The following is a 7,190-nucleotide window of genomic DNA, read 5'->3' as shown; positions in this document are numbered from 1 at the left end:
CACCGTCTGAGCGCGTCGCCGGCGAGTACGGCCCCGGCCTGCAGCCGGCCCCGCACGCGCGCGTGCTCGCTGTCGTACGCCCCGTCGACGGCGGCGGTGAGCCGCAGCGCGGCCGCGTACTGCGCGGCCGCGGCACCGGCCAGTTCGGGCATGCGGGTGTCGAGGGAGCCGAGGACGCCGTACGCGGTACGGGCCATCACGTGCTGCCGGGCGGCGGGATCCAGCGTCTGGTGGACCAGCCAGGTCCGCAGCGAGGCCACGGCGGTGGCGGGCAGCAGTCCGCCGCCCCAGGCCGACTCGGGCAGCTCGGGCACGGTGAAGCGCGGTACGTGGCCGAGTCCGGCCTTGGTGAGCAGGGCGCCGTACTGCCGGGACACCTCGGAGACGACCTGGTGGGGTACGCGGTCCAGGACGGTCACCAGGGTGACGTCGTACTCCTTGGCGGTGCGCAGCATGTGCCAGGGCACGGCGTCGGCGTAACGGGCGGCGGTGGTGACCATGATCCAGATGTCCGCGGCGCTGATGAGTTCGGCGGCGAGGACCCGGTTGTCGGAGACGAGGCTGTCGACGTCGGGCGCGTCCAGGAGGGCGAGGCCGGGCGGCAGGGTGTCGGCGGTCTCGACGTGCAGCACCCGCGCGGGGTCCTCGCCGGGCAGGAGCAGGTCGTCCGCGGGGTCCTGGTGGTGGGGCACCCACACGCGCGTGAGGTCGGGCAGCACCCGCATCCCGCTGAACCAGTGGTGGTCCTCCGGATGGCAGACGAGCACCGGCGTCCGGGTCGTGGGCCGCAGTACGCCCGCCTCGCTGACCCGACGGCCCACCAGGGAGTTCACCAGGGTGGACTTCCCGGCTCCGGTGGATCCTCCGACGACGGCCAGCAGGGGGGCTTCGGGGTCTCTCAGCCGGGGCACCAGGTAGTCGTCGAGCTGCGCGAGCAGTTCGTCGCGGTTGGCACGCGCGCGTGCGGCCCCCGCCAGGGGCAGCGGGAAGCGTGCGGCGGCGACACGGTCGCGCAGGGCGGAGAGTGCGTCGAGCAGCTGGGGCCGTACGTCCAAGGTCACCACATGCGAAGAATGCCCAATTTTGGGGGAATTCTGAAGCATATGAGTATGCCTGCGCGCCGACAGGACACAAGGGACGGAAGGGACGACCGCGACGCGTGCACGCCCCAGGCATAACGAGTGCACAACACCCGGTGGCGCGAGGGACCAAAAGCGGTGCACGATTCGTACCTGCCTGCGATTATCAGGACCGCTTCACCGAACCTCCACATCGAGCCACGGAGGCGAGGCAACAGGGACAAGGATGCGGGAGCCCTATCCTTGTCTCCGGCGACGTCACGGACAGGCCCGGACCCGGGCACCACGACGACAGGCCACCACACCGGCCCCCGTAGCTCAGTGGATAGAGCAGGCGCCTTCTAAGCGCTTGGCCGCAGGTTCGAGTCCTGCCGGGGGCGCCAGTCTCCGCCCTCCCGCCGGGGAGGGCTTTTCGCTGGTCAGCGTGCACGCCGGCCGACACGGCGAAACCCCGGAAGCCCTCTTGATGATCAAGAGCGGGCTCCGGGGCTGTCCGGCTGTCACCGGGTTTTCACGGGTGGCCGTGTCGGATACGTGTCGAAGTCCCCGGCCGGAGGACCTGCCGGCGCCGCCGCTGCCGGCCCGGCACCGCCGCTGCCCGTCGGGCACCGAGCCCATCGCCTCCCGCATCGACGGCATCCGCCACCTCCACGACATCTCGCCCGGCAACGAGCCGAGGCTTCCGCGGCAGCCGCTACTTCATGCCTGACCAGCGAAGACCTCACATGAGGCTCGGCAAGAGAACGGCCTCTAAAGTGGTGGTTTCCCGGCGACCAGCGGCAGCGGCCAGCCGGCGCAGGCCACTAGCGCGCTGCCGTCCTCGGTGAGGAAGACCAGGGTGGTCCATGTCCGATCGGCAGCATCGATCAGCCCTGTGCGCACGGGCCGGCCATGTTCGCGGATGAGCCGCACCGCCCGTTCCAGCCCAAGAGGTTCGAATCCGTGCATCCGCATGCGCCGAAGTCGGTGCTCGAAGACTCCGGCATGCACGCCAGCGGGTTGTGCCCGGTCTGCCACCCAGTAGGTGGCGCCGCTGCGGAGGGTGGCCAGAGCCATCACGGACGCCTCGTCATCACCGGCCAACAGCGATTCCAGCACATGCCGTTCCATAGTCACCCCCGTTTGGATCTCGCGGTACAGCAGCCAGGTACCGCAACCCCAGCAACCGCCCCCGTACGGCGGCGTCCCTCCGGGCCCGCCCAGCGCCCGGAACTGAGGACAGGCTCTGCAGGAGCCACGCCAACCTCGGGATGAGTGTCTCACCGCGTGACGACACCGACGGACAACGGCGAACGCGTACGGATCGTCAACGCAGGCGAGAGACGCAGTGGTCCAAGGGCTCACACCTGTCCAAGTCGCTTCGGGACGAAGAGGCCCGGAGGCCAATGCCCGCAAAGCCGGCAGACGTCATGCTCGCTTTGCCAGTCCGACGCTCCTACGGCCAGGCCGGCGCAGGCATGAAGCCGCCACGGGTGGTGCCCGAGGACAGCAGGGCGGACCGGTCGAGGGCCTCGGGCATGTGGTCCAGGGTGTTCTCAGGATCCAGCAGCACGGGACCACTCCCGCAGGCCGGAGTACCGGGGCAGCAAGGGGGTGCCGAGGCGGCCGACGAGCACGCGTCGGCCGCGGTCGTCGAACCACTGCCTCGCAGCCGTTGTCAGCACAAGGCAGGCCCTCACTTGTCCGTCGGGAACTCATCGCCCTCCCCGCACGTCGTGGACGGCGGTCCTGGCAGCATGCCCGCCATGGACCAAGCTTTGAAGACCCTGGAGCACGAGTTCCGTTCCGAGCCCGGAAGCTTCCTGCTGGGGCTGCGAAGTGATCTGGTCTGGGACCGGGACGCCTTTTCCCGGCTGGAGAAAGCCATGCGCACTGTCTGCGAACGCCTGCAGGAAGCCGAGGAGCTCCCCCGCTGGTTGGCAGAGGGGTACTACCACGTTGCCACGGACGTTCCCTCCTGGACGGCTCACCCCAACTTCCCTCGACCGGAACCGGAGGAGTACTACGCCGCGTGCACAGAGCGACTGACGGATCTGGCGGACTGGTTCTTCCGCGGGGAGCACGCCTACACGGAGCCGCACACTTGGTCAGAGCTGTAGGAGGCCGAGCCGTCCGTGCCCATCAACCGACGTCGACAACGGCGAACGACGGTGCACAGGGGTGTCGTGAACCGCATGACCGCGATCCGCGTCACCGTCAGCCACGCCGTGGAGCAGCCGGGGCCGAGGCAGGCGACCGCCGAGGAGGCCTCACTCCTGGGCATCCAGAAGTCCGCGCTCGTCACGCACATCCGCCGGACGTACTACAGCGACCAGGGGCAGCCGGTGGAGACGGCGGACATCGTGGTTCCCGCCACTCACTGCGAGATCGTCCACGAGATACCGATCAACCGTCCGTGACGGTCCGCCGGGTCCCGAGAAGCAGGTCTGCGGGTGCCGTACTCACCTTCGACGCCGGATGTACCAACCCGCCACCAGCACGATGAGAACGGCGACCACGAAGGCCCATACGGTCGTTGCGCCGTGGTACGAGCGGTAGGCCACTACAGCAAGCATGCTCAAGCGGATACCCCGGGCGGGCGGCTCCAGCCGGCATGCGTCGCCCGCCCCTCCGTCGGATGCGCGTCGAAGGCGCCCCAGGCCCACAGCCGTCAGTGGACACGGACCACCAGTTCGCCAGCGGCGACACCGTCGCCCTCTCCCGGCGCTCGGCATCGGCATCGGCGCCGTCGTCGTCCTCGTCACCGCCTTCCGCCGCAGAGGCCATCGCAAGCGGTTGCTCACCGAACGCCACGGCTCCGGTGACGGCCACCCCGCACGGCCCGCTCCGGGCCCCGGTGCCGGCCCGTCCCGGCAGTGAAGCACCCGCCGGCGGCCCGGACTTCGACAGCGCCCGCGGGACGGACGAGCACCCGCATCCCCTACCCGCCGATTGAGCGGCACGGAGCAGGGGGAACGAGGGGTCCCGGATCGCCCACCTTGGAGTGATTGCGCCGGATTTGCGGGACTCCTGGTAATCATGGAACGGTTCGCTGTCTTTCGCCTTCCCGGAGCCGTTCATGTGCACTGCCGTCACCGCCGTCCAGGACTCCGTGGAGGAGCGTGATCTCACCTTCGAGGGTTTCGCGTACACGTGCCGGATCGTCCATCAGGGTGCGCCGCGGACGGCTCCGCTGCTGCTGCTCGGTGGCTCGTCGCAGGACCGGTACTCCTGGCAGAGCCACGAGAGATGGCTGGCGCCGCTGTGCACGCTGATCACCGTGGACCTGCCCGGTTACGGCAGTTCGGACTTCCTGCCGGCCCGCTACGGCATCGACTTCCTCGCCGACGCCGTCCGGCACATGCTGACGGAGATCGGCGTCCCCGAGGTGAACCTGTTCGGCGGCTGCTTCGGGGAGGTCGTCGGCCTCCGCTTCGCGCAGCGGCATCCGGAGTCCGTGCGGCGCATCGTCTTCTCCGGTGCGGCGATCCGTCTCCCCGACATCTACACCGACGCGGTACCGCGCGTGTCACGCGCGCTCGAACGGGGCGACATCGAGGGGGCCGCCGAAGGGCTGGTCCGGCTGTTCATGTCGAACCCGGGCGCCGGCGAGGTCCGCAGGCACGCGGCGGTGGCGCGTCTCCTCCGCCGGCAGTTCATGAACCAGACGCCGGACGAGCTCGGGAAGGCGGTCGAGCACAACACGAGGCTCGTGACCCACGGCTGCTACGAGCCCCTGCCCGTGCCCGACGTTCCCTCGCTGGTCTTCACCGGCGAGTACGACACCCTGTGCACTCCGGAGATGGGCCGCGAACTCGCCGCGACGATGCCCTCGGCGCGGTTCACCACCGTCAAGGAGGCGGACCACCTGGTCACGGTCGAACGCAGCCAGGAGTCCGCGGAACTGATCGGCCGCTTCTGCACCGACCGCCCCATCGACGGCCTGCCGTACTGCAACCCCGTCGAGTCGTCGTACGCCGTCCCCCTCACGGCGCCGCGGCCCTGCTGAGCGGGCCGGAACACACGGAATGGCCGGGCCCCCTCGGGGTCCCGGCCATTCTGCGCCTCGCGGCAAGACCTGGGCGACAGCCGCGTCAGGCTTCCGATCCATCGGGACGGATGACGACGATGCTGTTGCAGGAGACCTCTCCTCCACCGGAGCAGGTCTGCGACTGGACGCAGCTGATGGTCTCGCCGTCGGCGACGCACGCGTCGGCACCGTCGTCGGCGAGGGCCTGGGTGGCACCGAAACCGATCAGGGCAAGGCTCCCCACGATTCCGGCTGCCGCTGTCGCTGCGATCTTCTTCGAGTTGAACATCTACCTGTTTTCCTTATGCGGTCGGCCCTCCACCACTGACGGGAGAGCCGTTCCGATTCAATTGGGTGCGGCCGACAAGCCGACAAGCCGAGGAGTCCCGGGGCTCGAACGACTGGGTTCGAGCCCCGAGACCTGCCTAGATCACTGGATCAGTGATCGTCAGCCAACACCGAGGATGGAGTTGCACTCCACGGAGGTGGCGCCCGCCGACGGGTTGCCAACACCGATCACGTTGGCAGCGACGTTGGTGTCCTGCAGGCCGATCAGGGCCTGCTGGAAGTTGGCCTCACCCGTGCAGGAGTGGCTCTGCTCGCTGTCGAGCTTGAAGCTCGGCTCGTCACCGGCGTGGCTGACGCCCGCACCGAGGAAACCAACGCTGCCGAGCATGGCCACGACGACCGCGGCCTTCTGGAACTTACGCATTACCTCTCCGTTTCTCGTTTCGTCGGCACGTTCCGTTATGGCCCGTTCACCGACAGTCATGACTATAAGGGATGTTTTGCGGCGCTTCGCAACCGAAACGTCCAATTGCGTAATTTTCCTGTGAAGTTGCAGGTCAGCGCGGTGTGACGAGGTATCAGATGGCCGAACGGGAGGCGTGGACGAGTCGTGTCACGCGTAGCGGTACGTCGCGCTGACGTCCTCCAGCTCGCCGGGGGTCACGTCCCACGGAGGCAGCGCCTCGCGACGGGACACGACCCGGCCGTGCTGCTCGTCGCCGGAGCCCGGCGCGGTCGCGGGCCGGTAGCGGGCCCCGTCGTGCCTGCGCTGCCAGCGGTACCACTGCAGGTCGACGAAGGCGTGGTGGAGCCAGAAGACGGGGTCGTTGACGGAGGCGGCGGAGAGCATGGTCCCGCCGACCCAGCGGTGCACCCGGTTGTGGTTGCGCCACGAGGCGCTGCCCCGGCCGGTGCCCCAGCCCTCCATCCGGTTGCGGAAGCCCCGCGTGACCGTCGAGTCCCAGGGCGCCACGTCGTAGGCGGGTTCCTTCAGCGCCCACTCCAGGTCGCTCCTGCCCGGCAGGTCGATCGGATCGTCCCGGCGGCCGAGGTCCCGAGTGAGGAACTCCGCGTCGGTCACGTTCACCCGGATCGTCCAGTTCCCTTCCCGGTACGCGAACGGCCCCGTCGTCACCTGGCGGTCGGAACGGCGCCCGTTGCCGCCGAGCAGGTCCGCGGTCCACGGCGCGGAGCGGGCCGTGCGGTCGCGGGTCCAGTCCCAGTACGGCAGGGTCACCGAGGAGTCCACCCGGCGCAGGGCCTCCTCCAGGTCGAGCAGGAACCGGCGGTGCCAGGGCAGGAAGGAGGGCGCCATGTGCGCGGTGCGCAGCCCTCGTTCGCCGTCGGAGGAGTAGTACGCGATGTGCGTGCGCACGAATTCGTCGTACTCGCCCCGCCGCTTGACCTCGAGCAGCGCGTTCACGAACCGGCGCTTCTCGGTCGCCGTGAGGGTGGCGGCGTCCTTACGCACGTACGCCATGCCGGCCTCCCCCGTGCTCGTGCCGCGGTTCCGTGCCCGCCTCGCGCAGCCGCTCGCCGGGGGCGAGGGCGTCCACGGCGGCGCGGGCGGCGGCAAGCGGTGTGGGGTAGGAGCAGTAGTGGTCGACCATGCTCAGCCAGGTGCCGTCGGCCCGGCGCATCAGGTGCAGGGGGCGGCCGTCCACGGTGACGTGCCAGTGGCCGTCCGCGGTCCGCGTCCCCTGGATGCGGCGGCCCCGGTGCGTCCGGTCGAAGGAGGCGCGGCCGGGGGCCTTCCCGGGCGTGGGGCGCGGTGCGCGGAAGGCGGCGAGCAGCGGTGCCAGGGCCGCGGCGAG

Annotated in this window: 8 protein-coding genes, 1 tRNA gene and 1 pseudogene; 4 read left to right on the top strand and 6 right to left on the bottom strand. The window is 69.8% G+C overall.

The features are described 5' to 3' along the window. Nucleotides 1-1,064: dynamin family protein (locus B7767_RS22645; protein ID WP_085573803.1), on the bottom strand; the 1,064-nt coding region annotated here is incomplete at its 3' end. Between the two features lie 322 nt (nucleotides 1,065-1,386). On the opposite strand from B7767_RS22645, the gene B7767_RS22640 reads away from it, so the two are divergent. Beyond that, nucleotides 1,387-1,462 (top strand) — tRNA-Arg (locus B7767_RS22640). A 367-nt stretch (nucleotides 1,463-1,829) separates the two neighbouring features. Here B7767_RS22640 and B7767_RS22635 read toward each other — a convergent pair. Then, nucleotides 1,830-2,177, bottom strand: a complete 348-nt coding sequence (locus B7767_RS22635; protein WP_373408231.1) for a hypothetical protein — start codon at nucleotides 2,175-2,177, stop codon at nucleotides 1,830-1,832. A 647-nt stretch (nucleotides 2,178-2,824) separates the two neighbouring features. On the opposite strand from B7767_RS22635, the gene B7767_RS22630 reads away from it, so the two are divergent. The 3 genes and pseudogenes from B7767_RS22630 to B7767_RS22620 all read left to right on the top strand — a co-directional run bounded on the left by B7767_RS22630 (nucleotide 2,825) and on the right by B7767_RS22620 (nucleotide 5,067). Then, nucleotides 2,825-3,178 (top strand): hypothetical protein, encoded by a 354-nt coding sequence (locus B7767_RS22630; protein ID WP_085573805.1) that lies wholly within the window; start codon nucleotides 2,825-2,827, stop codon nucleotides 3,176-3,178. A gap of 60 nt (nucleotides 3,179-3,238) precedes the next feature. Continuing rightward, nucleotides 3,239-3,478: pseudogene (locus B7767_RS22625) on the top strand (UTRA domain-containing protein); the annotation flags it as partial. 659 nt (nucleotides 3,479-4,137) lie between these two features. Next, nucleotides 4,138-5,067, top strand: a complete 930-nt coding sequence (locus B7767_RS22620) for an alpha/beta fold hydrolase (RefSeq protein ID WP_085573802.1) — start codon at nucleotides 4,138-4,140, stop codon at nucleotides 5,065-5,067. An 85-nt stretch (nucleotides 5,068-5,152) separates the two neighbouring features. Here B7767_RS22620 and B7767_RS22615 read toward each other — a convergent pair whose 3' ends face one another. The 4 genes from B7767_RS22615 to B7767_RS22600 all read right to left on the bottom strand — a co-directional run. Then, on the bottom strand, nucleotides 5,153-5,377 hold the full coding sequence (locus B7767_RS22615; protein WP_085573801.1) for a hypothetical protein: 225 nt from the start codon (nucleotides 5,375-5,377) through the stop codon (nucleotides 5,153-5,155). 159 nt (nucleotides 5,378-5,536) lie between these two features. Further along, nucleotides 5,537-5,800, bottom strand: a complete 264-nt coding sequence (locus tag B7767_RS22610; protein WP_030858004.1) for a hypothetical protein — start codon at nucleotides 5,798-5,800, stop codon at nucleotides 5,537-5,539. 189 nt (nucleotides 5,801-5,989) lie between these two features. Continuing rightward, nucleotides 5,990-6,856, bottom strand: coding sequence for a tyrosinase family protein (locus tag B7767_RS22605; RefSeq protein WP_085573800.1), 867 nt, complete (start codon nucleotides 6,854-6,856; stop codon nucleotides 5,990-5,992). Then, nucleotides 6,840-7,190, bottom strand: a 351-nt coding sequence (locus tag B7767_RS22600) for a tyrosinase cofactor (protein WP_256923533.1), incomplete at its 5' end; no start/stop codon positions are given. The genes B7767_RS22600 and B7767_RS22605, both read right to left, overlap by 17 nt.

Origin of the sequence: Streptomyces sp. 13-12-16 (genome assembly GCF_002114215.1) — a bacterium.
GTDB lineage: Bacteria > Actinomycetota > Actinomycetes > Streptomycetales > Streptomycetaceae > Streptomyces.
The sequence above is the reverse complement of the archived record's forward strand: the minus strand, read 5'-3'. Positions and strand labels throughout refer to the sequence as shown.